This window comes from Myceligenerans pegani (genome assembly GCF_014892515.1).
Classification (GTDB): Bacteria; Actinomycetota; Actinomycetes; order Actinomycetales; family Cellulomonadaceae; genus Myceligenerans; species Myceligenerans pegani.
On sequence record NZ_JADBGR010000104.1, the window covers coordinates 181507 to 205371 of the forward strand.

The 23865-nt window shown below is 70.7% G+C and carries 25 protein-coding genes; 14 read left to right on the forward strand and 11 right to left on the reverse strand.

Translation table 11 applies throughout. The features are described 5' to 3' along the window. Positions 1–93: 93 nt before the first annotated feature. Together holA and putP are read left to right on the forward strand one after the other, a co-directional pair. On the forward strand, positions 94–1113 hold the full coding sequence (gene holA / locus IIE03_RS18795) for a DNA polymerase III subunit delta (RefSeq protein ID WP_318843065.1): 1020 nt from the start codon (positions 94–96) through the stop codon (positions 1111–1113). Between the two features lie 166 nt (positions 1114–1279). Further along, positions 1280–2779, forward strand: coding sequence for a sodium/proline symporter PutP (putP, locus tag IIE03_RS18800; protein ID WP_192864292.1), 1500 nt, complete (start codon positions 1280–1282; stop codon positions 2777–2779). 62 nt (positions 2780–2841) lie between these two features. Here putP and IIE03_RS18805 read toward each other — a convergent pair whose 3' ends face one another. Together IIE03_RS18805 and rpsT are read right to left on the reverse strand one after the other, a co-directional pair. Further along, positions 2842–3465: a G5 domain-containing protein gene (locus tag IIE03_RS18805; RefSeq protein WP_225997976.1), complete on the reverse strand. Its 624-nt coding sequence runs from the start codon at positions 3463–3465 to the stop codon at positions 2842–2844. Positions 3466–3657: 192 nt separating this feature from the next. Further along, positions 3658–3918, reverse strand: a complete 261-nt coding sequence (gene rpsT, locus IIE03_RS18810; RefSeq protein ID WP_192864293.1) for a 30S ribosomal protein S20 — start codon at positions 3916–3918, stop codon at positions 3658–3660. A gap of 278 nt (positions 3919–4196) precedes the next feature. On the opposite strand from rpsT, the gene IIE03_RS18815 reads away from it, so the two are divergent. From IIE03_RS18815 to IIE03_RS18840, 6 genes are all read left to right on the forward strand, one after another. After that, positions 4197–5360: an ABC transporter substrate-binding protein gene (locus IIE03_RS18815; RefSeq protein ID WP_192864294.1), complete on the forward strand. Its 1164-nt coding sequence runs from the start codon at positions 4197–4199 to the stop codon at positions 5358–5360. 27 nt (positions 5361–5387) lie between these two features. Beyond that, on the forward strand, positions 5388–6263 hold the full coding sequence (locus IIE03_RS18820; RefSeq protein WP_192864295.1) for a branched-chain amino acid ABC transporter permease: 876 nt from the start codon (positions 5388–5390) through the stop codon (positions 6261–6263). Next, positions 6263–8038, forward strand: coding sequence for a branched-chain amino acid ABC transporter ATP-binding protein/permease (locus IIE03_RS18825; RefSeq protein WP_192864296.1), 1776 nt, complete (start codon positions 6263–6265; stop codon positions 8036–8038). The genes IIE03_RS18820 and IIE03_RS18825 overlap by 1 nt, the downstream gene beginning before the upstream one ends. Further along, a complete protein-coding gene (locus IIE03_RS18830; RefSeq protein WP_192864297.1) occupies positions 8038–8724 on the forward strand; it encodes an ABC transporter ATP-binding protein in 687 nt (228 codons plus the stop codon). Before IIE03_RS18825 ends, IIE03_RS18830 begins: the two co-directional genes overlap by 1 nt. Before the next feature lie 108 nt (positions 8725–8832). Then, complete coding sequence (locus tag IIE03_RS18835; protein ID WP_192864298.1) at positions 8833–9954, forward strand: calcium:cation antiporter; 1122 nt, start codon at positions 8833–8835, stop codon at positions 9952–9954. A 27-nt stretch (positions 9955–9981) separates the two neighbouring features. Beyond that, positions 9982–10515 (forward strand): type II toxin-antitoxin system PemK/MazF family toxin, encoded by a 534-nt coding sequence (locus IIE03_RS18840; RefSeq protein ID WP_192864299.1) that lies wholly within the window; start codon positions 9982–9984, stop codon positions 10513–10515. 248 nt (positions 10516–10763) lie between these two features. Here the strand turns inward: IIE03_RS18840 and IIE03_RS18845 are convergent, their stop codons facing one another. From IIE03_RS18845 to IIE03_RS18865, 5 genes are all read right to left on the reverse strand, one after another. Next, on the reverse strand, positions 10764–11393 hold the full coding sequence (locus IIE03_RS18845; RefSeq protein WP_225997977.1) for a GNAT family N-acetyltransferase: 630 nt from the start codon (positions 11391–11393) through the stop codon (positions 10764–10766). Positions 11394–11396: 3 nt separating this feature from the next. Beyond that, positions 11397–11570: a lasso peptide biosynthesis B2 protein gene (locus IIE03_RS18850; protein ID WP_192864300.1), complete on the reverse strand. Its 174-nt coding sequence runs from the start codon at positions 11568–11570 to the stop codon at positions 11397–11399. A 539-nt stretch (positions 11571–12109) separates the two neighbouring features. Then, entirely contained in the window at positions 12110–13003 is an 894-nt protein-coding gene (locus IIE03_RS18855; RefSeq protein ID WP_192864301.1) for an HAD family hydrolase, read from the reverse strand. Next, positions 13000–13413 carry a hypothetical protein gene (locus IIE03_RS18860; protein ID WP_192864302.1) on the reverse strand — a complete coding sequence of 138 codons (414 nt, stop codon included), beginning with the start codon at positions 13411–13413 and terminating at the stop codon, positions 13000–13002. The genes IIE03_RS18855 and IIE03_RS18860 overlap by 4 nt, the downstream gene beginning before the upstream one ends. Beyond that, positions 13410–13769, reverse strand: a complete 360-nt coding sequence (locus tag IIE03_RS18865; protein ID WP_192864303.1) for a hypothetical protein — start codon at positions 13767–13769, stop codon at positions 13410–13412. The genes IIE03_RS18860 and IIE03_RS18865 overlap by 4 nt, the downstream gene beginning before the upstream one ends. Positions 13770–14083: 314 nt before the next feature. On the opposite strand from IIE03_RS18865, the gene IIE03_RS18870 reads away from it, so the two are divergent. From IIE03_RS18870 to IIE03_RS18885, 4 genes are all read left to right on the forward strand, one after another. Further along, positions 14084–15142 carry a helix-turn-helix domain-containing protein gene (locus tag IIE03_RS18870; RefSeq protein ID WP_225997978.1) on the forward strand — a complete coding sequence of 353 codons (1059 nt, stop codon included), beginning with the start codon at positions 14084–14086 and terminating at the stop codon, positions 15140–15142. Positions 15143–15195: 53 nt separating this feature from the next. After that, a complete protein-coding gene (locus tag IIE03_RS18875; protein ID WP_192864304.1) occupies positions 15196–15765 on the forward strand; it encodes an HD domain-containing protein in 570 nt (189 codons plus the stop codon). A gap of 227 nt (positions 15766–15992) precedes the next feature. Further along, complete coding sequence (locus tag IIE03_RS18880) at positions 15993–16193, forward strand: hypothetical protein (protein ID WP_192864305.1); 201 nt, start codon at positions 15993–15995, stop codon at positions 16191–16193. Then, positions 16190–16687: a hypothetical protein gene (locus tag IIE03_RS18885; protein ID WP_192864306.1), complete on the forward strand. Its 498-nt coding sequence runs from the start codon at positions 16190–16192 to the stop codon at positions 16685–16687. The genes IIE03_RS18880 and IIE03_RS18885 overlap by 4 nt, the downstream gene beginning before the upstream one ends. Positions 16688–16834: 147 nt before the next feature. Here IIE03_RS18885 and IIE03_RS18890 read toward each other — a convergent pair whose 3' ends face one another. The 4 genes from IIE03_RS18890 to IIE03_RS18905 form a co-directional block, all read right to left on the reverse strand. Then, positions 16835–17266, reverse strand: a complete 432-nt coding sequence (locus IIE03_RS18890; protein ID WP_192864307.1) for a type II toxin-antitoxin system PemK/MazF family toxin — start codon at positions 17264–17266, stop codon at positions 16835–16837. Between the two features lie 23 nt (positions 17267–17289). After that, on the reverse strand, positions 17290–18579 hold the full coding sequence (locus IIE03_RS18895; protein WP_192864308.1) for a cytochrome P450: 1290 nt from the start codon (positions 18577–18579) through the stop codon (positions 17290–17292). A 166-nt stretch (positions 18580–18745) separates the two neighbouring features. Next, on the reverse strand, positions 18746–19534 hold the full coding sequence (locus IIE03_RS18900; protein WP_192864309.1) for a maleylpyruvate isomerase family mycothiol-dependent enzyme: 789 nt from the start codon (positions 19532–19534) through the stop codon (positions 18746–18748). Positions 19535–19577: 43 nt separating this feature from the next. Then, positions 19578–20354, reverse strand: a complete 777-nt coding sequence (locus IIE03_RS18905; RefSeq protein WP_192864310.1) for an HAD-IIA family hydrolase — start codon at positions 20352–20354, stop codon at positions 19578–19580. A gap of 239 nt (positions 20355–20593) precedes the next feature. Here IIE03_RS18905 and lepA point away from each other — a divergent pair, with 239 nt between their 5' ends. Together lepA and hemW are read left to right on the forward strand one after the other, a co-directional pair. Beyond that, positions 20594–22483: a translation elongation factor 4 gene (gene lepA, locus IIE03_RS18910; RefSeq protein ID WP_318843066.1), complete on the forward strand. Its 1890-nt coding sequence runs from the start codon at positions 20594–20596 to the stop codon at positions 22481–22483. A gap of 1 nt (position 22484) precedes the next feature. Continuing rightward, positions 22485–23804 carry a radical SAM family heme chaperone HemW gene (hemW, locus tag IIE03_RS18915; protein ID WP_192864311.1) on the forward strand — a complete coding sequence of 440 codons (1320 nt, stop codon included), beginning with the start codon at positions 22485–22487 and terminating at the stop codon, positions 23802–23804. The last annotated feature ends 61 nt before the right edge of the window (positions 23805–23865 follow it).

Sequence of the window (23865 nt, forward strand, 5' to 3'; positions counted from 1 at the left end):
GGATCGCCGGCTGGGGCAGGGGGCATCCCGTCGGCCGGCTGCACCGCGCGGCGCCCCGGGTCGATGTCGGCGTGCCGAACTACAGTGTGCTTCGTGCCTCCAGCCACCCGTCGCAAGACCGGTTCCCGTTCGCCGGCCAGAACTCCCGGCCGTTCGTGGGACGAGCCCGCGCTCGCGCCCGTCGTCCTGGTCCGCGGAGCGGAGCCGCTGCTGACGGAGCGCGCCGTCGACGGCGTCGTCCGTCTCGCGCGCGAGCGGGATCCCGAGGTGGAGAAGGTGGAGCTCGAGGGCGCCACCTACACGGCTGGCCAGCTCACCGTTGCCGCCAGCCCGTCGCTGTTCGGGGAGGCGAAGATCGTCGTCGTGCGGGGTGCGGAGTCCGGCACGGAGGACCTGATGCAGGACGTCGTCGCGTACGTCGCCCGGCCGGACGAGGAGACCACGGTCGTCGTCGTGCACGGTGGCGGGCAGCGCGGCAAGAAGATGCTCGACGCCGTGACCAGGTCCGGCGCCCCGGTCATGGTCTGCGATCCGATCACCCGGGACGGCGAGAAGGCCTCGTTCGTCATGGGAGAGTTCAAGGCCGCTCGGCGGCGGGCGGACGCGGAGGCCGTGCGGGCGCTCGTCGACGGCCTGGGGAACGACCTGCGCGAGCTGGCCTCCGCGTGCTCCCAGCTCATCGCGGACACGACCGGCACCATCACGGAGGCCACCGTCGACCGGTACTACGGGGGCCGGGTCGAGGCGACGGGTTTCCGCGTGGCCGACGCGGCCGTGGCCGGTGACGCGGGCGCCGCCGTCTCCCTCCTGCGGCACGCGCTCGCGACCGGGCTCGATCCCGTGCCGATCGTGGCCGCCCTGGCGGTCCGGCTGCGCAACCTCGCGAAGGTCGCCGCGATGCGCGGTGGCGGGATCACGGCTCGCGAGCTGGGCATGGCGCCCTGGCAGGTGGATCGCGCGACCAAGGACCTGCGGCGCTGGACCCCCGAAGGGCTCGCCGCCGCGATCACCGCCGTTGCCCAGGCCGATGCGGACGTCAAGGGGGAGGCCCGTGACCCGGTCTACGCGGTCGAGAAGGCAGTTTTGGCAATAACCCAGGCCCGTCGCGGCTGATGCGGACAAGACACGCGCCGGGTCCTCGTGAATGATCGTGCGGAGCCCTCACCTGGATCCGACCGGCGAGCGACACAGGCGTGCCGCCGGTGCCGGGGCCAGGGTGCCGGGCGCACGTGACATCCACGCGTGAGTGCCCCTTCCGCAACGACCCTGGAGTGACTCCATGTCCCCCGATGTCTGGAAGACGATCGCGATCGTCGCCTACCTCGCAGTGATGCTGGGTATCGGCTACGCGGCCTTCCGCCGTACGGACGACCTCGACGACTACATGCTCGGCGGCCGACGACTGAGTCCCGGCGTCGCCGCGCTCAGCGCGGGCGCCTCGGACATGTCCGGCTGGCTCCTGATGGGCCTGCCGGGCGCGATCTACGTCAGCGGGCTCGTCGAGTCCTGGATCGCGATCGGCCTGACCGTCGGCGCCTGGCTGAACTGGAAGTTCGTGGCGCCCCGCCTGCGTGCCTACACGGAGACCGCACGGAATTCGATCACGATCCCGAGCTACTTCGAGAACCGGCTGCGTGACACGTCGCGACTGCTGCGCGTGGCCTCGGGCGCGATCATCCTCGTGTTCTTCACCTTCTACGTCTCCTCCGGCATGGTGGCCGGCGGTACGTTCTTCGAGGGCTCGTTCGGGCTCGACTACACGACCGGCATCTGGGTGGTCGGCGGCGTGACGCTCGCGTACACCCTGTTCGGCGGCTTCCTCGGCGCCACCTGGACCGACGTCGCGCAGGGGAGCCTGATGCTGCTCGCCCTCGTGGCCGTGCCCGTCGTCGCCTTCCTCGACCTCGGCGGCTGGGAGCCGGTCCGTGAGGGCATCCTCGCCGCGGAGACCAGCGGCGCGGTCAACCACCTGTCGTTCCTGGCCGGTGCCTCCGTCACCGGCGTCATCTCCGCCGCCGCGTGGGGCCTCGGCTACTTCGGTCAGCCGCACATCATCGTGCGCTTCATGGCGATCCGCTCCCCGCGCGACGCCGTCGCCGGCCGTCGCATCGGCATCAGCTGGATGATCGTGAGCACGGTCGGTGCGATCGTCACCGGCCTGGTCGGCGTCGCCTACGTCAACGTGCGCGGCGAGACGCTGGAGAACCCGGAGACGGTGTTCCTCTACCTGTCGCAGGTCCTGTTCCACCCGCTGGTGGCGGGCCTCGTGCTGGCCGCCGTCCTCGCGGCGATCATGTCGACGATCTCGTCGCAGCTGATCGTCTCCTCCTCCGCGCTGGTGGAGGACCTCGTCAAGATCGCGGGCAGGGCGATGACCGCCCGCACCGAGGTGGCGCTGGGCCGCCTCGGCGTCCTGCTGGTCGCGGTGATCGCCGGGCTCATCGCGTTCGACCGCACCGACACCATCCTGGACCTCGTCGGGTTCGCCTGGGCCGGCTTCGGCGCGGCGTTCGGCCCCCTCGTGATCCTGAGCCTGTACTGGCGCCGCCTCACCCGCTGGGGCGCGCTGGCCGGCATGGTCGTCGGCGCCACGGTCGCGTTCGTGTGGGGACGGTCCCCGCTGGCCGACACGCTCTACGAGATCGTCCCCGGCTTCGTCCTGGGTGGGCTCGTCGCGATCGTCGTCAGCCTGCTCACGCCGGCGCCGTCGGAGGCCATCCGGGAGGAGTTCGCCGAGGCGACGCGCCGCGCGACAGCGAAGGAGGCCGCGGCGGCCTGACGGCGCCCCGGCCGGTGCCGGGCACCGGCCGGGGCGTGGTCGACCGGCGGGAAGGAGCAGTTCTATTCGCAGCCCACTCCGTCGCCGTCGCTGTCCAGCCCGTACACGTCCGACCCGATCACCCGGACCGGGCCGCTGACGTACGCGGGACCGTTGCCGCTCCCGCCCGCGCAGTCCACGTCCGAGGAGATCGGCACGCAGCCCGAGTAGTTCGGGTCGCAGTTCGACGGCTCGGGTTCCTCGGGCTCGGGCGGCGGGGGAGGCGGCGGCGTGCGCGTGCCGATCGACGTGACCTGATCGACCGGCTTCTTCGTGACGACGTTCTTGACGACCTTGCGGTCCGTCTCCTCGCCGTCGACGTAGGTGACGCGGATCGTCTTGGTGCGGACTCCCTTGACGCCCTTCGTCGTGACCTTCTTCGTTCCCTTGTCGAGGTTCGGGTCCTTCTTCGTGACCTTCTGGAAGGGGATCGCTTCCTTCTTGGTGATCTTCTTGGTCGTCGTGACCGGCTCCGGCGTCGGGCTCGGGGTGGCCGACACGCTCTCCGAAGCCGTCGGGCTCTGCGAGGCCGACGAGCTGGACAGTGCGCTCGTCGATCCCGGGGCTGCGCAGCCCGACAGGCCGAGGGCAGTCGTGATCGCCACGGCGCAGAGCACGACGGCCGCGGCTCGATGGGTCTGGGGCATCGGAGTGACCTCCTTTGGCATGTCTCCGATCTGAGTCGAACCACCGTAGCCGGTTTCTGTTGTTTGGTATAGGTTCGTGGTAAAAGCCTATTTCACCCGGATCGGCGTCGGAGTCGTTCCGGGCACGCCGAAAGGCGCCGCCGCCCCGGAGGGCAGCGGCGCCTTTCGCCAGCGATCAGCGCAGAGGCTTGATCAGAGCGCGTCGACCTGCTTCGCGATGGCCGACTTGCGGTTCGCGGCCTGGTTCTTGTGGATGACGCCCTTCGAGACGGCCTTGTCGAGCTTGCGCGTCGCGGTCCGGAGCGCCGTGGTCGCGGCCTCCTTGTCGCCCGCGGCGACGGCCTCGCGGACCTTGCGCACGTGCGTCTTGAGCTCGGACTTGACGGCACGGTTGCGCTGACGCGCCTTCTCGTTCGTCTTGATGCGCTTGAGCTGGGACTTGATGTTTGCCACTGGTGGACTTCCTGGTGTGTTCGCCGGACGGCGAGCGGATAGGTCGTAGAGAGCGGACGCAGTCCCGGGACTGGGGTGGGGAACCCGTGGAGAGGGCCTGCGACGGTGCCCGCCGACCTGGGCGGACACGCAGCCATCAACGCTACCAGACGCGGCCCTGTTTTGGTTCTCGTCGAAACCACCGGCGCCTGTGACATTCCTACCGTTAGGGTTCCGCCAGGATTGTCCAATACTTGGCCAGTATCGCCACTGACATACGAAGAGTCCGGAGGCTCACGATGCGACGCACCGCCCCCTTGTCCCTCGCGATGATCGCCCTGCTGGGCCTGAGCGCCTGCGGATCGGGCGACACGGGAGCAGGCGGCAGCCTCCAGGGCGAGGGCTCCGGTGCCGACTGCACCATCCCCGGCCCGGTCCCCGTCGGCGCGGCGCTCTCCCTGACCGGAGCCGCCGGAAGCTACGGCGAGTCGCAGCGTAACGGCCTCGAGCTCGCCGCGGCGCACCTCAACGAGCAGGGCGGCGTCACCTACGAGCTCACGGTCGAGGACGACCAGACGGACGAGCGCCAGGGCATCACCCTCTTCGAGCAGTTCACCGACGACGGCGTCTCGGCGATCATCGGCCCCACGCTCTCCACCACCGCCTTCCAGGCGCAGCCGATCGCCCAGGACGCGGGCGTCCCCGTCGTCGCGATCTCGAACACCGCGGACGGCATCACCGAGCAGGGCGAGTACATCCACCGCGTCTCCCTCACCGAGGGCCAGGTCATCCCGCAGACGGTCGCCGCCGTGACCGAGTCCGAGGACCTCGAGAACGTCGTCGTCATGTACAGCGACGACGACGCGTTCACCGAGTCGGGCTACGAGGTGTTCGCCCAGGCGCTCGAGGACGAGGGCGTCGAGGTCGCCGAGACGCTCACCTTCTCGGTGGCGGACACCGACTTCCGCCCGCTCCTGACCGAGGCGGCGAAGGCCGAGCCGGACGCCGTCATCGTCTCCGCCCTGATCGAAGCGGCCATCCCGCTCGTCACCCAGGCGCGTGAGATCGGCCTCGACGTGCCGATCGTCGGCGGCAACGGCTTCAACAACCCGCAGCTCATGACGGACGCCGGTGAGGCCGCCGAGGGCGTCGTCGTCGGCGCCGCCTGGAACTCCGCGGCGACGCAGAACGAGCTCAACACCGACTTCCTCGCCGCCTACGAGGCGGAGTACGGCAAGGCCCCGGACCAGTTCGCGGCCCAGGCCTACACCGGGCTCATGACCATCGACGCCGCCGTCCGCGCGGAATGCTCGGGCGAGCCGGAGGCGATCAAGGACGGCCTCGGCACCATCGACGGACTCGACACGGTGCTCGGATCCCTCACCATCAACGACGCCCGCGACGCCGAGCACGAGGCCGTCGTCCAGGTCGTGACCGACGGCGAGTTCGTCGCCCTCGACTGACCGGCGGGGAACAGAACGGCAAGCACTGTGCAACAACTCCTCAACGGCCTGTTCGTCGGGTCGATCTACGCCCTCTTCGCGATCGGGTTCACGCTCGTGTTCGGGATCCTGGACCGGCTGAACCTCGCCCACCCGTCGGTGTTCGCGGCGTCGGCGTTCATCGGGATCGAGCTCGTCGAGGTGGCGGGGCTGCCCTGGTGGGCGGCCCTGCCCGCGGTCGCCGTCGTCGGCGGCGTCCTCGGCCTGGTCGTGGAACGCGTCGCCTTCCGCCCGCTGAAGGGGCGCGCCGACGCCCACTTCGCGGGACTCATCTCGTCGATCGCGCTCGGCGGCATGATCATCGCGCTGCTGCAGTGGCGCTACGGGCCGGACACCAGGAGATTCCCGGCAGGCACGTTCCCCGACGGCCAGCTCGAGCTGCTCGGCGCCCGGTTCACGATCCTGCAGGCGGCGATCCTCGTCATCTCCGTGGTGCTGATGGTCGCCCTCGCGTGGCTCGTCGCGAGGTCACGGCTCGGGCGCGCCATGCGGGCCGTGGCCGAGAACCCGACCGCCGCGCGCGTGCTCGGCGTGGACGTGGACCGGGTCACGGCGACCACGTTCGCGATTTCCGCCGCGCTCGGCGCGGTGGCGGGCGCGCTGTTCGCGATGAACGTGAACAGCGCGCAGCTCGGCATGGGATCCGCGATCGAGCTCAAGGGGCTCGCCGTGATCATCGTCGGCGGCATGGGGTCACTGCCCGGGGCGCTCGTGGGTGGCCTGCTGCTCGGCGTCGCCGAGGTGCTCGCCGTCCAGTACATCGGGTCGTCCTGGCGCGATCTCGTCGCGTTCGCCCTGCTGTTCGGGCTGCTGATCCTGCGCCCGCAGGGCATCTTCGGCTCCCGCCGGCTGCGGGAGGTGTGATGTTCACCGACTCCACCCTCCTCTTCGTCGCCCTGTCCGGGATCTTCGCCTTCTCCTTCTACGCGGTGCTCGTCGCCGGGCAGCTCAGCCTCGGACAGGCGGGCTTCGCCGCGCTCGCCGCCTACACCTCGGCGGTGCTCGCGCCCGATCCCGCCGAGGCCGGCGACGCCGTCACGCTCGCCGTCGCCCTGGGGACCGGCGTCGTCGTCGGAGCCGTCGCGGCGGTGCTGCTCGGCCTGCCGACCATGCGGCTGCGCGGCGTCTTCCTGGCCATCGCGACCCTCGGCTTCGCCGAAGCCGTGCGCATCCTGCTCGTCAACGCCGAGTGGACGGGCGGCGCGCAGGGCATGAGCGTGCCGAAGATCGTCACCCCCGGCGTCGCCTGGGTGCTGCTGGCCGTCGTCGCCTACCTGTTCTGGCGGCAGGGACCCACCCGCTACGGGCGCGCGCTGGCCGCGATCCGCGAGGACGAGCTCGCCGCCCGCGCGACCGGCATCGACGTCGGGGCGCACCGCCTGGCCGCGTTCGTCACGGCCGGCGCCGTCTCCGGCGCGTACGGTGCGCTCCTCGCCTTCACCATGCGCTTCATCGACCCGGGCCTGTTCGACTTCGCGTCCGCCATCGACGGCCTGGTCATGGCGGTGGTCGGCGGCTCCACGGTGTGGTTCGGCCCCGTGCTCGGCGGCGCGTTCCTCACCCTGGTCCCCGAGCTCCAGCGCGCCGTCGGGCTGGAGGCGGGCTGGATCCGGCCGTTCCTCGCCGGCCTGCTGCTGCTCGCGGTCATCCTGTTCCGGCCCGGCGGCCTGGCGAGCTTCTTCCCGGCGGGGCGGGGCACGCGACCGCTCTCGCGGGTCCAGGCGAGCGGTGCGCGAGGCGATACCGCCGCCGACGACGGCCCGGGCGCCCCGGGCGGATCCGGCGCGGACACGAACCCCGCAGGCGCGAACCTCGCGGGCACCGTGCAGGCGTCGGTGCAGCCGCACCGTCGTCGTGCACAGGTCGGCGCCGGGGACGTCGTCGCCCGGCTGGCCGGCGTCTCCAAGGACTACGGCGGCGTGCACGCGCTGCGTGGCGTCGACCTGGAGCTGCGGGCCGGTGAGATCGTCGGGCTGATCGGGCCCAACGGGGCCGGCAAGACGACGTGCGTGAACATCCTCAGCGGGCTGGTGCCGCCGTCGGGCGGCGCGGTCGAGGTGCTCGGCATCGATCCGGTCCGCACGCCCGTGCACCGCGTCGCGGCCGCGGGCGTGGCGCGGACGTTCCAGCACGCCAAGCTGTTCGGCAGGCTGTCGGTGCTGGACAACGTGCTCGCCGGCGCCCACCTCGTCACGCGCGGCACCTTCCTGCGCCGCCTGCTCTGGCTGCCGTCGGCGCGGTGGGACGAGCGCGCCGCCGTCGTGCACGCGACGGCCTGCCTGGAGCGCGTCGGTATCGCCGACAAGGCGGGCCTGGCCGCGGGGGAGTTGTCCTACGGCGACCAGCGGCGCGTCGAGATCGCCCGTGCGCTGGCCGCGGACCCGGCCCTGCTGATCCTCGACGAACCCGCCGCCGGGATGAACCGCGTCGAGGCCGCGGCGCTCGGCGACCTCATCACCTCGCTCGCCTCCGACGGGCTGACCATCCTGCTCATCGAGCACGACGTCGGTCTCGTGATGCGGACCTGCGACCGGATCACGGTGCTCGACTTCGGCGCCGTCATCGCCTCGGGCGACCCCGCGCACGTGCGTGACCACCCCGACGTCGTGACGGCCTACCTCGGGACGGAGGCGGACTGATGCTCACGGTCCGGGACCTGGACGTACGGTACGGGCGCGTGCACGCGGTGCGCGGGCTCTCCCTCGACGTGCCCGACGGCGGCCTCGTGACGCTGGTCGGCGCGAACGGCGCGGGCAAGAGCTCCGTGATCAACGCGATCTCGGGCGTGGTGCGGCCGGCGGGCGGCAGCGTCACCTACGACGGGCGGGACATCACGCGCCGGCCCGCGCACCGGCTCGTCAAGGCCGGGCTCGTGCAGGTGCCGGAGGGGCGGCAGATCCTCGCGACGCTCACCGTCGACGAGAACCTCCGCCTGGCGGGGTGGCACTCCGGGCCAGGCCGGATCGGCGAGGTCTACGAGCGGTTCCGTGTACTGGCCGAGCGGCGCGACCTGCCCGCCGGGTCGCTGTCCGGGGGCGAGCAGCAGATGCTCGCCATCGGGCGGGCGCTCGTCGCCGGGCCGCGTCTCGTGCTGCTCGACGAGCCGTCGATGGGGCTCGCGCCGAGGATCGTCGACGAGGTGTTCCGCGTCATCACCGAGATCCGGGACGCGGGTACGGCGGTGCTGCTCGTGGAGCAGAACGCGCGCCGCGCGCTGGCGGCGGCCGACCACGGGTACGTGCTCGCGGGCGGCGAGGTGGTGCGGTCCGGGCCGGCGGGCGAGCTCCTGGAGGACGAGGCGGTCGTGCGGGCGTACCTCGGCTGAATCGCACCACGGCGCGGGCACCGAGCTGACACCGGTCCGTGGTCGACCTCACCCCGGCCGGTGCCCGCGGCAACGTCGTCCGGCGTCACCGCCTCCTAGGATCGGGCCATGACCACGGCGAGCACACGCGGACCCCTGCAATGGGCCGTGGTGGTCCCCGTCCTCGCGGTGGCTCTGCTGGCCGCGACCTGGACACACCACGAGCACCCCGCGGTGCTCGTCGCGATCGCCGCGGCGCTCGTGGGATCGGTGCTCGCCGCCGTGCACCACGCCGAGGTCGTGGCGCACAGGGTGGGGGAGCCGTACGGCTCGCTGATCCTCGCGGTCGCGGTGACGGTGATCGAGGTCGGCCTGATCGTCATGCTGATGTCGAGCGGTGGCGACGGCGCGAGCACCTACGCGCGCGACACCGTGTTCGCGGCGGTGATGATCACCTTCAACGGGATCGTCGGCCTGTCGTTGCTGGTCGGGGCCGCGAAGCATCATCTGGTGAGCTTCAACGCGTCGGGTGCGGGGTCGGCGCTGGGCACCGTGATCGCGCTCGCCACCGTGACGCTCATCCTGCCGAGCTACACGTCCTCGGCGCCCGGCGGCGAGTACACCCCGTTCCAGCTCGCCTTCGCGGCGGTGGCGTCGCTCGTGCTGTACGGGGCGTTCGTGTTCACCCAGACGGTGCGCCACCGCGCGTTCTTCCTGCCCGTCACGTCCGACGACGACGGACGCGTCATCGGGGTGATCGACAAGGATGACGCCGAGCACGTGGCACCGCCGTCCGGTCGCGAGGCGCTGCTCAGCCTCGGACTGCTCCTCGCCTCGCTCGTCGCCGTGGTGGGGCTGGCGAAGCTCCTGTCGCCCACGATCGAACAGGGGGTCGCCTCGGCCGGGCTGCCGTACACGGTGGTCGGCGTCGTGATCGCGCTGATGGTGCTGGCACCGGAGTCGATCGCCGCCGTGCGCAACGCCGCCCGGAACCGCGTGCAGACCAGCCTCAATCTCGCCTACGGCTCCGCGATGGCGTCCATCGGCCTCACGATCCCGACGATCGCCGTCGCGATGATCTGGCTCCCGGGCGAGCTCTGGCTCGGGCTCAACGAGACGCAGGTGGTGCTGTTCGCCGTGTCGGTCGTGGTGGCGATCCTCAGCATCGTGCAGGGACGCGCCAAGACGCTGCAGGGTGTCGTGCATCTCGTGCTGCTGGCGGCCTTCGTCGTGGTGTCGGTACAGCCCTGATCCGAGGGGGCCCGGTACGCTTCCCGCGTGACGGACAACCGGTGGATCCGACTGCTGGGCGAGATCGCCTCGGCGGTCGTCAAGGCGTTCCTGTCGAACGGCGACCGCAGGACGCGGGGTGAGCCGTCCCCCAAGCCGCGACCGCCGGCGAGCCGGTCCGTGCCGGGCGGCGGCTACCCGGGCGACTACACCGGTGCCCTCCAGCCGGTCTACAGCCCCGACCTCGACGGTGAGCCGGATCCCGGCGAGATCGTGTGGACCTTCGTGCCGTTCGAGGAAGACCACAGCCAGGGCAAGGACCGGCCCGTGCTCCTTGTCGGCAGGGACGGCAGGTGGCTGCTGGGCCTGCAGCTCACCAGCAAGGACAACGTCCAGGGCGGGAGCCGGCACGGACGTGGCGGCCGCCGCTACGTGGACATCGGCACCGGTGACTGGGACCCGCAGCGGCGGCCCAGCGAGGTCTTGCTCAGTCGCGTCGTCCGGGTCGATCCGTCGGCGGTTCGCCGTGAGGGCGCGATCCTCGACCGGGCCGTCTTCGAGAAGGTCGTCGCGGAGCTGTAGCGGCGCCTGTCGGCCGGCCGCCGACGCGCTGTCGGCGGCCGGTATGCCTCACGCCGTAGCGCTTTGCCGTCAGAATGTCTCCGAGACGTGGGCAGCCGTTCCGTGGTCCGCTCCCGGCCCAGAGGCTTCATCGGCTCGAACAGCGGCGTCCCACTCGACGGCCGGTGACCACGGCTCAGACCGGCGCTCTCGTCCTTGCTCACCTTCAGGCCGCGCGGTCGTCGCCGGGCCCACGTCGGCGGTACGGATCACGGCGTACCAGAGTGGCCAGGAGCGGCGCCGAGCACTGCTGCTTCGACCAGTCGCGGCCCCGCATACTCCTCCGGGACGGCGTCCATGATGACCTCGTCGGCGGGCTGGCCCAGCCAGGAGCCGGTACGGCGGCGGGTGCCGACGACGCGGAAGCCGGCCTTCTCGTAGGCGCGGATGGCGCCGGTGTTCAGCGCGATGACGGACAGGTGGACACACCGCAGGGCGCTGATGTGGAAGGCCCAGTCGAGCACCATGGTCGTCGCTGCGGTTCCCGTTCCGCGGCCCCGTTCGGAGGGTTCGCCGATGTAGATGAAGAACTCGGCGGTGCGGTACCGGTCGTCGATGAGCAGGGAAGTCATCCCAGCGGGACGCCAGCCCTGGCCGTCGTCGCGACGGTAGATGGTGAAGCGCGTCTGGGTCGCGGTGTCTGCGAGCTGATGATCGAGCCCGGCGGTGCGCTCGACGAGGGACTCGGGGGTCTGGCGGGCGTAGCCGGCCATCACGGGCAGGGAGTTCTCCCAGCGCCAGTAGGTCTCGACCAGGTCGGCACGTAGCGGGCCCAGCCCGACGCCGTCGTGAGTGAGCCACAGGTCGGGCGTGGTGTTCTCGTTGATGGTGAGCTCCAAGGGTCAGATGGTGAGCAGGGGTGTGAAGCTGCTGGTGGAAGGCGGTTCGGCGATCGGCGAGCCGTCGACTTCGATCCAAGCGTGGAACTGGACCGGCGCGGGCGCAACGCCGTGGCACCAGGCTGGCGGTGCCGAGAGAGCTGGAGGTTCGAGGTCTGCCTCCTCGGTGCCGAACATGAGTGTCGCCCCCAGAGCGACCGCGGCGTCCGGTCGGAATGCGTGGACGGCCGTCGCGGCCCTTCGTCAAGCCCAACGTCGTTCGGTTGTCCGTCGGGGCTGTGGTCAAGATGGTGGCGCATGATGCCGACGCGTTGTCGGCAGTCGGGGCTTGAAACTGGCGTTCGCTATGCCCATGTATATGGTCCCGCCTGCCGGTGAGCGCAGCACGATCCCGTCGGTGTGCTCTCCCACGCCGGGGTCCTCGCCAATGCCGGTCTCGCCCCCAGTCGAAGCGTTCGACGCCCTCGGGCAGGTTCGCGTCGATGACGGGCCACAGCCACGGCTTGAAGCGAGTGAGGCGCATATCGCGAGCCTGTGGTCGGCTCTCTCCCCTCGGTCGGGTTGGGGGTGATAACCGGTGGATCCGCTCGGGCCCTGCCCTATGGCGGGCCGGGACCGTGGAGGTCCCGGCCCGCTTCCCGTCGCCGGTCTGGGTGGCGACGGGCTTGCGGCCGGTGCGGGGCGATGCACCGGCCGCAAGATATGCGGACGCCGGTTCAGCGGCGGTCAACTCGTTGGGCGATGGGTTTGCCGGCGGCGATGGCGTCGAGGATGGACGCTGCGCCGTGCTGTGCGAGGGTGCCGGTGACCGCGTCGGCGGCCATGCGGACGACGGCGGGTGCGTGGCCCATGGCGATGGCGGTGGTGGCCCATCGGAACATGGGCAGGTCGTTGGCGGCGTCGCCGATGGCGAGGGTGCGGTCGGGGTGGACGCCCAGGCGGCGCCGGACGCGGTAGAGCGCTGTTGCTTTGGAGATTAGGCCTGCGGCCAGGTCGATCCAGTTCTCCCCTGCGGGGGTTGCGGTCACGTCGAGTGCGCGCAAGTGGCCCAGCAGAGTGGTGACGCCGGGGGTGTGCAGGACCAGGCGCGGCGTCGCTTCGGGCAGGTGGTTGTGGGTGACGATGGTCTGGCGTCCGTTGAGTAGTCCGGGTTCGAACTGGCGGGTGACGTGGTAGCCGTAGCCGATTTCTTCGGCGGCGATCTGGGTCTCGGGCAGGAATTGGCGCACGAGGCGCACGACGGGCGGCACGTCGAGCGTGAACGCATCGGTGAGTTCGTAGCCGCCCGGCGCGTTCCGGGTCAGGCGTGCGGTGACCGCGCCGTTGGAACAGACCAGCCAGCCCGACGCCAGTCCGAGGCTTGCGGCCACCGGTAGCGTCCCCACGAGCGAGCGTCCGGTGGACAGGACGACGTGGTGGCCGGCGGCGGTCACGTCCTGTACGGCGTCGGCGGTGACCGGCGGGACGTCGATCGTGCCTTCGGGAACGATGGTCTCGTCCACGTCCAGGGCGATCAGCATCGGCCCGTCGAGGCTTGCGGCCAGGGCGGGGCCGTCGAGGTCTGTCGCCGTGGTCCGTTCATCGGTTGTGGTGGAGGGGTTGGTGGTCATGCGCGTGTCCTTGCTGCGTGTCGGGGTGTGGGGCGGGAGGCGTGGCGCGGGAATGCATCGGTCAGGCGCGCCGACGCCTTCGTGGTGGTGGTTTCGGGGTCGACGGCGGTGGTTGCGGGCTGGTCGATGAGGAGGCAGACCGCGCCGTCTGCTTCGAGTTCGTGTGCGAGGCGTGCGCGGGCGCTGGCCAGCGTGGTGGCGGCCGGGACGATCACGGCCTGTGCCCCGTGGCGGCGGGCGGTGTCGATGAGTTGGCTGATGGTGTGGCCGTCGAACCGGTCGGTCACAATCTGCGCCAACGCGTACCCCTCGACCCGAGCGTGTTCGGTCACCGCGTCGCGTTGTGCGTCAAGAGTGTCCTGGCCGCGCGCGGACACGTACCCGACCGCGACCGGGGCCGGCGCGCTCACCACGCCCTCCGGGCAGGTTTCCGCAGTGAGGAGCGGACCTGGATTTCCAGCTCGTCACGGGTTCCCGTCCACAGGGTGTGTCCGGGTACGAGCAGACGGTGGTCCAAGGGGTTAGTGCAGCCCAGGATGTGGGCGATCTGCTCTCCGTCGTCGAGTCGGACCGGCTGCAGACATATCCAGCCCCGCGCGAGCGTCGCCATGGCGATCTGCCCCGCGCCGATCTCGGCCAGCGCACCATGCAGGACGCCGATCGCCGGATCGAGCGGGTCCGGCTCGCGTGTGTTCATCGCGTTCTCCTCGCGTGTGTTCATCGCGTTCTCGCTGTGGTCGTTCCCGATGCGTGGTCGAACGGCCATGACGTTCCTCCTTGCGAGGGCTGTCCGTGCTTGTCGTTGGGATCGGCGTTCTGGTTGCTGTGTGCGCGCGGGTCCGACCGTGTCGTCGAGTCCGGCGACGGTCCTGGAGTCCCCGGGTGCGGTGTCTTCGGCTTTCCCGCCAGACCGTTCTCGTTGGCTTGTGGTTCAAGGCTGCGAGCAGGAGCGAAAGGGTTGAACTGACTGGTGGTACGAGTTTCGTGACGTCGAGCGGGACGCGTGAGAGCCTGACGGGCGTGAGGGGGCGAACGACCATGACTCATATGCGGGGTGAAGACCCCGCACCGGAGATCGGAGTGATCTCCGGCTTCGTGCTGAAGGCGTTGCGAGGCGCGATCGGTCACACACAGGCCGGTCTCGCGGAACATCTCGCAATCGACGTGTCGACGGTGCAAGGCTGGGAATCCGGCAGGCGACCGCTGTCGGCGCTTCGTGCCGCCGACCTGACGCGACTACGCCTCCGGCTCGCGGCACTCGGTGCACCGCTTGATGCGGCGGCCCTGTTGATCGAGGCCGTTGACGCCGACGTGATCCTCACGATGTTGGCGCAGCCGTCGAGCCAGTCGTTGCCCTCGGCCGCGCACCCGCTGGGAACATCGGTCCACCGGCGCACGCTGGTTTCGCTGCTCACGTGGCCGTTCACCGGAATCGCCCCGCGGCCGCTACGCCACCTGCCGTGGCCTCGAAGCCGCGGACCGGTCAGCGACCGGCCCGTGCTCGATCCGAGTCTGCGATCAGCGGTCTTCGACCACGTCCTCGCCGCCGCTGAACGCGCGATTGCTCCGGAGGATGGGTTGCTCCGGCGTCAGGCCGCGTACCTGCTCGGCTTCGACCAGCGTTCCGGGACTCACGACTGGCTTTCGGCCGAGTACAAGCGGGCGATCGGAGCGGCGCCCGCGCGCGGCGACGCGGTCGCGACGATCCACGGTAGATCTGCGGCCCTCGCCATCGCGCGACGCGGTGATCGTGACCCGCTGCGAATGTTCATCGACGTCACGCTCGCCGACGACGCGCACGCCGAGGTCAACCTCACCTACTGGGCCTACTGGCTCGGTGAGATCCCCGCCGAGTACGCCGACGACCACTCCATGATCCGCCACGGCCAGCACGCCTGGGCCGGCAACCGGCTCCTCGACCACCTGCTCCACCACCTTGACGACCCGCGCAACGGCCAGCTGAACGTGCACAGCCTGGCCACCGTCGTCGCGGCACGCCCGGCACTACTCAGCCAGAATCCCGCCGCCCGTGCCGAGGCAGCCCGGTGCGTGGAGACCGCGCTGGATGGAAACATGGGACGCCACGCCACCCACGACCTGAACAATGTCCGCTACGCCATCCGGCTCGCCGAACGATGAACCCGCCACACGCCGACCCTGCCCACGCCGATTCCGTCACGAAGGAGTCCACCATGACCGCTCCCCACGAAGACTCTCCCGCCACGGGCGTCGCGACATTCGCCTATGAGATGGGTGTCCTCAAGCGTCTGCGCAGGGCTGGCTGGTGGCATGTCGGGGTCCGCGACCCCGAGTCGGTGGCGGAGCACAGCCTGCGGGTTGCCCAGCTCGCGGGGCTCATCGCCGCTGAGGAAGGCGCCGACCCCGCCCGGGCCGCCTACCTCGGGCTCTGGCACGACTCGCAGGAGACACGCGTCACCGATATCCCGCACTCGGCCCGCCCTTACCTGGCCAAGCCCGACAACGTCACCATCTCCCGCGACCAGGTCAAGCCCCTGCCCGATGCGTCGGCGAAGACCGTGCTGGATGCGGTGACCGAGTTCGAGGCCCAGGAAACCCTGGAAGCGCGGTGCGCGCGCGACGCCGACAAGCTCGAATGCCTCATCCAGGCCATCGAGTACCGGCACAACGGGCAACAGGGCGTCCAGGACTGGATCGACTCCTCCCGCGCCGCACTCACCACCACCTTCGCCGCCCGCGTCGCCGACGCCGCACTCCACACCGACCCCCTCCAATGGCGGTGACGCGCGACCACATCGATCGCAACCTTCATGACCGCCGAGCGGTGTGTGCCCTTATCCTGCGCGGGAGTCGTAGTTCTTGATCCCCGTCGTGTGGTCTGGCTTTGACGGGCCCGATCCACAGCAGAAAACTCGTACCACCAGTGAGTTCAACCAGATCGCACTTGGCCGCAGCCTTGAAGCACGTCGCCGTGGGACCGTCCCGTGGCCCTGGACCAAGGAGGCCGCACGTGCACAAGGAGATCCGCAAGGCGGTCAGGGAAGCCGAGAAGCTCGGCTTCCACATCCGAGAGCTGCGCGGCCATACCTGGGGCCGCATCGAGTGTTCCTGCGGCAGCCACACAAGAGTCTTCTCCACCGGGCGCAATCCGGAAGCCGGAGCCAAGGACATCCTCAACTGGATCGACAAGCACAAGGGCCACGTCAAATGACCGAATTCAGCTTCACCCTGCACATCGACCGTGACCTCACCGAGGACGAGGACGAGTCCATCGCCGCGAACATCCCCGAGATCCACACCGGCGAAGGCGGCCTGGGCGCGACCACCCTCAACGCCACGACAGAGGGCACCTCGTTCCCGGACGCCGTCGCCGACATGGTCCACAAGATCGAAGCTCTCGGGCCGACCATCTGCGGCCTCACCCTCAGCGACTCCGTCCTACGCGACGAGATCGCCGCACGCACAGGCCTGGACGCCGAGTCGCTCTACCCCCTGATGAGCGACCCCGACTTCCCCGACCCTTTCGACCCCGAACTCGGCGGGATCTACAAGTGGTCCGACATCGCCGCCTGGTTCACCAAGAACCGCCCAGATCAGCGGTTCGACCTCGACCAGCAGGCCACCATCGCCGACCTCGTCCTGCGCGCTCGATCCCAGACCACACCCGACATGCGAGACGCGTGGGCACGGCTTCTCACAGTCTGATCAGGCCATCGCTCCTCACAGAAGGTGATAGCCCGTTGACCTCACGAGACGCTCTCGCGGCTGTCTGGCCGGCCTTCGCCTTGGCGGTCCGCTGCGGCGACCTGGGCCTGCGGGTGCCGGACGACGCCGACCTGCTGACACCCACCCTCACGTGAGTTCGAGCGCCCGGTCCATGTACTTGACGACCTCGGCGAAGATCGCCTCGTCGAGGATGTCGCCCTCGCGGCGCACGTCGTCCGGGTCTATCCGGATGACACGGTTGATGCGGACCTCCGAGTCGCGTCCGTCCCGGTCCCAGCGGCCCGTGCCGATGTCCATCCAGATGCGGCCCTCGCGCGCCTCCTGCAGGGCGTCGTGGTCGTGGTCGCGGCTGGAGAGCTGCAGGCCGAGCAGGTAAGGCCCGTCCTTGCCGACGAGCAGCACCGGCCGGTCCTTCCCCTGGGTGTGATCCTCCTCGTAGGGCACCCACGTCCACACGACCTCGCCGGGGTCGGGCTCGCCGTCCAGTTCCGGGTTGTAGACGGGGTGGACCTCGCCCTCGAAGTCGCCGGGATAGGGGTTGTCTGCTGAAAAAGTCACGAAGCGGACGTTACCGGATGACGTCAGGTGCGCAGCGGCTGCCCGGCGTGTGCCGGGATCTCGCCGTCGCTCCAGTGCGGCCGGACCTCGAGCGGCGGCGTGAACGTCACGGGGAGGCGCATCGGCCGGCGCTCCCAGGGAGAGGGGAACCAGTCGATCTCGTCGACCTCGATCGCGAGGCGCACGTCGAGCCGCTTGAGCAGGGTGTCGACGGCGTTCCGCGTGACGATCCGGGCCAGCCGCGGGGCCGGGCAGCGGTGCGGGCCGTTGCCGAAGGCGAGCTGGCTGCGGTTCTCGGCGCGGTCCCAGGCGTCCTCGCTCTGCCGCGCGATCTCATGGCTGGCCGCGCTGACCGCGAGGACCAGGGCGTCGCCGCGCTCGATGTACTTGTCGCCCATCAGGAGATCCTTGTTCGCGATGAGCGGCGGCAGGTTGCCGCTCGGCGAGTTGCCCCACAGGGTCTCCTCCATCGCCTGGTCCACGCCGTAGTAGCCGCTGCCCACCATGCCGGGCGTGCGCTGGTCCGTGAGCAGGCTGAGCAGGGTGGAGGACACCCACGACTCCAGCGGCCCGTTCGCGCCGGCGAGGACCGTGATCAGCGAGTGGGCCACCTCCACCGGCGCGGTGAAGGCGCCGTGCTGGATCAGCCTGCTGGTGAGGTCGTCGGTGGGCCGGACGTACCGGGCACGGATGTGCTCGGTCAGGATGCCCTCGAGCTCGGGGAGCACGTCGGTGTTGCTCGCCATCGGGCTCATCACCTCGCGCGCCAGGTGAGCGACGCGACGGCCGGTCCGGAAGTCGAACCCGAAGAGCTGGCCGACGGCCAGCAGCGGAAGCACGGCGCTGTACTGGGAGACGATGTCGGCCTTGCCGTCCTCGGCGAACTCGTCGATGAGCTGGTTGCACGTGCGCCGGAGCATCGCACCGAGCAGAGGCTCGTCGAGGTCGTTGAAGACGTCGTCGAGCGGCGCCCGCAGCCGTGCGCGCTCGGCGCCGTCCTGGAAGTGGGAGGAGAACCGCTCGGTGGGCGGGATCATCGGCAGCAGGCGGGTGCCGGTGGACAGCAGCCCGCGGGAGTGGCCGTTCCAGTTCTCGCTGCGGCGGGTGAACAGCTTGTCGTCCCGGGCGATGCGGACGATGTCCGCGTGATCGAGCACGAGCCACGCCGGAACACCGGGCTCGAGTTCGACGGGTGCGACCGGCCCCCACTGGTCTCGCAGACCTCGGTAGACCGCGTGCGGGTCCGCCGCCGTGGTGGTCCGGGTGATGGGCATGAGGTCGGTGAGGTCGGTGAGCCTCACGGGCTGCGGCATGTCGGTTGCTCCGGCAGTCGGGACGGGACGGGTGGGTGGGCCCGGCACGAACCCGGGCCGTGCCCATCCTGCCCCGAACCGGGAAAAATGGGCACCTGGCCCGGGAGTATTTCACCTTCACTTGAGTGGCGGAACCCCGTCCAGAGTGCTAGCAGTACTCCGCCCGTCAGGGGACGATCGGTTCCGCGAGCACCGCGTCCAGGTCCCGGCGGCTGCCCTCCACCGTGACGCCGGCCTGATCGGGCGTGAGGCGGCCCCACAGGAGCAGGGCGAGTGCACGGGCCGGGCCGGTCACCGTCGCGTCGGGCACGACCTCCCGCGCGCGGTCGCGGTCCGGGGAGCCGAGCACCCAGGAGTGGGTGCCTGCCGCGTCGTCGGCACCGAGCAGTACGTGGACGGTCAGCGGCCGCATCCGGCCGAGCCCGACCTGGCGCGGCTGGAACACCGTGACGACCTCGTCCACGGCATCGGCCCACACCTCCGGCGGCACGTCCGCGACCAGGTCCTCGCGGGTGTGCCCGGCCGCGGCCGCCCGCAGGTCGTGCAGGTGGATGAGGGTCTCGTACACCTGGCGCCGGTGCCAGAACGAGGCGGGCCCCGGGGCGAGCGGTTTCGGGTGCGAGAGCACGCGCGCGGTCGCGTCGGGCGCCAGGCGGCCGAGCGTCTCCCGGAGCTCGGCGGCCTGGGCCGCGTAGTGCGGCGCCAGCTCGAACGGGCCGTCACCCAGGCGGGACGCGCGCTGAGCGCGGGCCTGGGCGGCGGCCCAGTGGTGGATCTGGGCGAGGTGCTCGACGAGGTCCCGTACCGTCCAGCCGCCGCAGGTGGGCACGGCGGCGGTGGGATCGACGTCGTCGATCGAGGCGTGGAAGGCGTTCTGCAATCGTTCGAGCAGGGCCAGGTAGTCGAGGGCACCCGGCTGCGTTCCGAGAGGGTTCGGGGTACCGGCGGTGGTCATGCGACCAAGGTAGCGCCGCACACCGACATCCGGGCCGGTTCGCTCAGACCAGGTCGACCAGGTCCGCGATCGAGTCCACGACCTGGTTGGGCCGGAAGGGGTGGTCCTGGACCTCGTCGGACCGGGTGGAGCCGGTGAGCACGAGGAAGGTGTGCAGCCCCGCCTCGAGGCCCCCCATCACGTCGGTGTCCATCCGGTCGCCGATCATGGCGGTCACCTCGGAGTGCGCGCCGATCCGGTTGAGCGCGGACCGGAACAGGATGGGGTTGGGCTTTCCCACGAAGTACGGCTTGCGGCCCGTGGCCGCGGTGATCATGGCGGCGACCGAGCCGGTCGCGGGCAGCGGGCCCTCCTGCGACGGCCCGGTGACGTCGGGGTTCGTCGCGATGAACCGCGAGCCGCCCTGGATCAGCCGGATCGCCTTCGTGATCGCCTCGAACGAGTAGGTGCGGGTCTCGCCGAGCACGACGTAGTCGGGGTCGGACTCGGTGAGCGTGTACCCGGCCTGGTACAGGGCCGTGGTGAGGCCGGCCTCCCCGATGGCGTAGGCACTGCCGCCGGGAATCTGCTCGTGCAGGAACTGCGCCGTCGCGAGGGCCGAGGTCCAGATGGCGTCCTCGGGCACCTCGATGCCGCTGGCCGACAGCCGCGCGCGCAGATCGCGTGCCGTGAAGATCGAGTTGTTGGTCAGGATGAGGAACGGCACGTCCTTGTCGCGCAGGCGCTTGACGAAGTCCGCCGCGCCCGGCAGGGCCGTCCCCTCGTGGACCAGGACACCGTCCATGTCGGTGAGCCAGGACTTGATCTCGCGCTCGGGCATCGTGTGGTGCTCCTCGTGTCGCCGGTGGCGGGCCATGGCCCCGCCGCTCGGGCGTAAGCCTATGGGGCGCGCGGCCGAGCCCGCGGCGTCCGGGGCCGGGCCTGTGGATCGTGCACCGCCCGCTCGCGTCACCCGTGGGACAATTCCCCTGGCGGACCGTAGCCACCGAACCCAGCCACGACCGCCGTCGTACACAGACTCACGCGTCACCACCCACCACAGTCCAGGAGCAACCCGCCTTGCCCCCGATCCCCACCGAGTCCGCCGCAGCGCGCATCCAGCCGAACGCCACGCCGCCCGAGCTGATCCGCAACTTCTGCATCATCGCGCACATCGACCACGGCAAGTCCACGCTCGCCGACCGCATGCTGCAGCTCACGGGCGTGGTGCAGGCGCGGGACATGCGGGCGCAGTACCTGGACCGCATGGACATCGAGCGTGAGCGCGGCATCACGATCAAGTCGCAGGCTGTTCGCATGCCGTGGGCGGTCACGGGTGAGGACGGTGTCGAGACGCCGCACGCGCTGCACATGATCGACACGCCGGGGCACGTCGACTTCACCTACGAGGTCTCGCGCAGCCTCGCCGCCTGCGAGGGCGCGGTGCTCCTGGTCGACGCCGCCCAGGGCATCGAGGCCCAGACCCTGGCCAACCTGTACCTGGCCATGGAGAACGAGCTCGAGATCATCCCGGTCCTGAACAAGATCGACCTGCCCGCCGCGCAGCCCGAGAAGTACGCGGAGGAGCTCGCGCACCTCGTGGGTGGCGACCCGGCGGACGTGCTCAAGGTCAGCGGCAAGACGGGCGAGGGCGTCGAGGCCCTGCTGGACAAGATCGTGGCGACCGTTCCCGCTCCGACCGGCGACGCCGACGCGGCCGCGCGCGCCATGATCTTCGACTCCGTCTACGACACCTATCGCGGCGTCGTCACCTACGTGCGCGTGGTGGACGGGAACCTCAACCCCCGTGAGCGCATCGCGATGATGTCGACGCGCGCCACGCACGAGCTCCTGGAGATCGGCGTGCACTCGCCGGAGGCGAACCCGACCAAGGGGCTCGGGGTCGGCGAGGTGGGCTACCTGATCACCGGCGTGAAGGACGTGCGGCAGTCGAAGGTGGGCGACACGGTCACGAGCGCCGCGAAGCCCGCGACCGAAGCGCTCGGCGGGTACAGCGACCCCAAGCCGATGGTGTTCTCCGGCCTGTACCCGATCGACGGGTCCGACTACCCGGCGCTGCGCGACGCGCTCGACAAGCTCAAGCTCAACGACGCCGCGCTGAACTACGAGCCGGAGACGTCCGTGGCGCTGGGCTTCGGCTTCCGCGTCGGCTTCCTCGGCCTGTTGCACCTGGAGATCGTGCGGGAGCGCCTGGAGCGCGAGTTCAACCTCGACCTCATCTCGACCGCGCCCAACGTCGTCTACGACGTCACGATGGAGGACGGCGAGGAGGTCAAGGTCACCAACCCGTCCGAGTTCCCCACGGGGAAGATCAGCGAGGTCCGCGAGCCGGTGGTGCGGGCGACGATCCTCACGCCGAGCGAGTTCGTCGGCACCGTGATGGGGCTGTGCACCGACCGTCGCGGGCAGATGCAGGGCATGGACTACCTGTCCGAGGACCGTGTCGAGCTCCGCTGGACCCTCCCGCTCGCGGAGATCGTGTTCGACTTCTTCGACCAGCTCAAGTCCCGCACCCGCGGCTACGCCTCGCTCGACTACGAGCCCTCCGGCGACCAGGCGGCCAACCTCGTCAAGGTCGACATCCTGCTGCAGGGCGACCAGGTCGACGCGTTCAGCGCGATCGTGCACCGCGACAAGGCGTACGACTACGGCGTGCTGATGACCGCGAAGCTCAAGGAGATCATCCCGCGGCAGCAGTTCGAGGTCCCGGTCCAGGCCGCGATCGGCGCGCGCGTGATCGCGCGCGAGACGGTCCGCGCGATGCGCAAGGACGTGCTGGCCAAGTGCTACGGCGGCGACATCAGCCGGAAGCGCAAGCTGCTGGAGAAGCAGAAGGAAGGCAAGAAGCGCATGAAGAACATCGGGTCCGTCGAGGTCCCGAAGGACGCGTTCATCGCCGCGCTGTCCAGCGATCCGTCGTCGGGCAAGGACAAGGACAAGAAGAAGTAGCGTGCCCGCACTTCCTGACGGTGTTCCCGTGCCCGACGACGGCGCGCTGCCGCGCTGGGTGGGGACGGCGCGGTCCGGAGCCGACGACGACGGCGGGCGCGGTGGCGACTCCGGGCGACGGTTCGGCGTGTACGTGCACGTCCCGTTCTGCTCCGTGCGCTGCGGCTACTGCGACTTCAACACCTACACCGCCGCGGAACTGGGCGGCGGGGCGTCGCAGGTCGCGTACGCGAGCACCGCGCTGCGCGAGGTGGAGCTCGCCACGAAGACGTTGGCCGACGTCGGGCTGCCCGAGCGGGCCGTCTCCACCGTGTTCTTCGGCGGCGGGACGCCGACGATGCTGCCCGCCGGCGACCTCGTGCGGATCCTGGACGGCGTCCGGGACGCCTGGGGCCTGGAGCCGGGGGCGGAGGTCACGACCGAGGCGAACCCCGACTCGGTGACGCCGTCGTCCCTGGAGGAGCTGGCCGCGGCGGGATTCACACGGGTGTCGTTCGGCATGCAGTCCGCCGTGCCGCACGTGCTGGCGACCCTGGAGCGGACGCACGATCCCGCGCGGATCCCCGACGTGGTGCGGTGGGCCCGGGATGCGGGGCTGCGGGTCTCGCTGGACCTGATCTACGGCACACCCGGTGAGACGCTCGGGGACTGGCGGGAGTCGCTGGAGGCGGCGGTCGCGACCGGCGTCGACCACGTGTCGGCGTACGCCCTGGTGGTGGAGGCCGGCACGAAGATGGCCGCCCAGGTGCGGCGCGGCGAGCTCACCCTGCCCGACGAGGACGACCAGGCCGCCAAGTACGAGCTCGCCGACGAGCTGCTCACGGCGGCAGGGCTCAGCTGGTACGAGGTGTCGAACTGGGCGCGGACCGCCGACGACGCCTGCCGGCACAACCTGGCCTACTGGCGCGGGCACGACTGGTGGGGAATCGGGCCGGGGGCGCACTCGTACGTGGCGGCGGAAGCCGGTCGCGCGACGGGTGACGAAGGCGCCGGCCGTGCGGGTGTGCGCTGGTGGAACGTCAAGCATCCGCGGCGGTACGCGGCCGCGCTGGAGGCGGGTGGGTCGCCGGGTGCGGGCCGGGAACTGCTGACGGCCGACGAGGCGTACCTGGAGCGGGTCATGCTGGGCGTCCGGCTGGCCGACGGGCTCGATCTGGACGTGCTCCGGCCTGCCGGGCGTCGTGCCGTGGCCGGGCTGGTCGCCCGCGGACTGCTCGACGGCGCGGCCGCGCTGGGGGCGGGGGGCGTGGCACCCCGGGCCGTGCTCACGCTGCGCGGGCGGTTGCTCGCGGACGCCGTCGTGCGCGAGCTGACCGCTTGACGCGAACGTGTATCGGTCCTGGGTATGTGCTTGGGACTGTCAGTCACTACGGCTAGGTTGA

Bases quoted from the DNA above. Each gene is read 5' to 3' on its own strand.
- putP (WP_192864292.1), top strand. From the start codon at position 1,280: ATGTCCCCCGATGTCTGGAAGACGATCGCGATCGTCGCCTACCTCGCA.
- IIE03_RS18805 (WP_225997976.1), bottom strand. From the start codon at position 3,465: ATGCCCCAGACCCATCGAGCCGCGGCCGTCGTGCTCTGCGCCGTGGCG.
- IIE03_RS18815 (WP_192864294.1), top strand. From the start codon at position 4,197: ATGCGACGCACCGCCCCCTTGTCCCTCGCGATGATCGCCCTGCTGGGC.
- IIE03_RS18825 (WP_192864296.1), top strand. From the start codon at position 6,263: ATGTTCACCGACTCCACCCTCCTCTTCGTCGCCCTGTCCGGGATCTTC.
- IIE03_RS18830 (WP_192864297.1), top strand. From the start codon at position 8,038: ATGCTCACGGTCCGGGACCTGGACGTACGGTACGGGCGCGTGCACGCG.
- IIE03_RS18835 (WP_192864298.1), top strand. From the start codon at position 8,833: ATGACCACGGCGAGCACACGCGGACCCCTGCAATGGGCCGTGGTGGTC.
- IIE03_RS18850 (WP_192864300.1), bottom strand. From the start codon at position 11,570: ATGTTCGGCACCGAGGAGGCAGACCTCGAACCTCCAGCTCTCTCGGCA.
- IIE03_RS18855 (WP_192864301.1), bottom strand. From the start codon at position 13,003: ATGACCACCAACCCCTCCACCACAACCGATGAACGGACCACGGCGACA.
- IIE03_RS18865 (WP_192864303.1), bottom strand. From the start codon at position 13,769: ATGGCCGTTCGACCACGCATCGGGAACGACCACAGCGAGAACGCGATG.
- IIE03_RS18875 (WP_192864304.1), top strand. From the start codon at position 15,196: ATGACCGCTCCCCACGAAGACTCTCCCGCCACGGGCGTCGCGACATTC.
- IIE03_RS18885 (WP_192864306.1), top strand. From the start codon at position 16,190: ATGACCGAATTCAGCTTCACCCTGCACATCGACCGTGACCTCACCGAG.
- IIE03_RS18895 (WP_192864308.1), bottom strand. From the start codon at position 18,579: ATGCCGCAGCCCGTGAGGCTCACCGACCTCACCGACCTCATGCCCATC.
- IIE03_RS18900 (WP_192864309.1), bottom strand. From the start codon at position 19,534: ATGACCACCGCCGGTACCCCGAACCCTCTCGGAACGCAGCCGGGTGCC.
- IIE03_RS18905 (WP_192864310.1), bottom strand. From the start codon at position 20,354: ATGCCCGAGCGCGAGATCAAGTCCTGGCTCACCGACATGGACGGTGTC.